The sequence below is a fragment of the Streptomyces sp. NPDC042201 genome, from assembly GCF_055582185.1.
This window is the reverse complement of the sequence record NZ_JBVJDS010000029.1, coordinates 1-1104: the sequence shown is the minus strand read 5'-3', so window position 1 is coordinate 1104 and position 1104 is coordinate 1. Positions and strand designations below refer to the sequence as shown.

At 68.7% G+C, this 1104-nt stretch carries 1 pseudogene; it reads left to right on the top strand.

Going from position 1 to position 1104, the window contains the following annotated elements:
- The first annotated feature begins 357 nt into the window (after positions 1 to 357).
- Positions 358 to 1086 (top strand): annotated as a pseudogene (locus ACZ6MZ_RS33945) (IS5 family transposase).
- The last annotated feature ends 18 nt before the right edge of the window (positions 1087 to 1104 follow it).

The following is a 1104-nucleotide window of genomic DNA, read 5'->3' as shown; positions in this document are numbered from 1 at the left end:
GCAACCGGAGACGCATAAACCGTTCCGGCGCGACTGGAAACGCGACTCTCTGAGAGGTTGCTGCTGGCAGGAGCCGAGCCGACGGGGCCGTACGCCGGCCGGTCGGGCCGCGAGCCATGCTCTCGAGCACGGCGATGAGCGCTGTCGGAAGGTTACGGATTGCGTAGCCACGCGCTGGGTCATCAAGGGCGGCGTCGGAGACGTCGATCCGGCGCGCATCCAGTCCATCCAACGCACCCGACGCACCCGTTCCAAGGACAAGAGCTGCTGCCAGGGGCGCGCAGCGCCTCAGGCGTGGTGGGCAGCGCCACCCTGCTAGGCCGTTTCGTTCGGATCATCTGATCTTTTGGTTCAGGTATGCCGTTAGCCGATGCGCAGTGGGCGCGGATCGAGCCGTTGTTGCCGGACCGGACGCCGAAACGTGGTGGACGGTGGCGGAACCACCGGCAGGCGGCCGACGCCGAGGAGGACCTGAAGTGGGCCGTCTCGGTCGACTCCACCATCGCGCGCGGGCATCAGCACGCGGCCGGGGCCCGTAAAAAAGGGCCCCGGCCAGCGAGCCGCACGACCACGCCATCGGCCGTTCCCGCGGAGGCCTGACGACGAAAATCCACCTCGCGGCCGACGACCGATGCCGCCACCTCGCCTTCGCCCTGACCGCCGGGCAGGCCGGTGATGCGCCCGCCTTCCCCGACGTGATGGCCAGCCTGCGCGTTCCCAGCCCACGGGGACGGCCCGGTACCCGGCCCGACATGGTCCTGGCCGACAAGGCGTACTCCTCACGCGCGATCCGCGAACAACTGCGCAGGCGCGGAATCCGAGCCGTCATCCCTGTCCCGGCCGACCAACGCGGCCATCGGTTTCGCCGAGGCGGCCCGGGGCGGCAGGCCACCGTCCTTCGACCGCGAGGCGTACAAGCAGCGCAACACCGTCGAGCGGTGCATCAACCGCATCAAGCAGTGGCGCGGCATCGCCACCCGCTACGAGAAGACCGCGACCATCTACCTCGCCGGACTGCACATCTCAGGCATCTTCCTCTGCCGCCCGGTGATCCAAATGAAACGGCCTAGGTCGGGGGCACTCTGATCTTGGTTGATCAGCCGT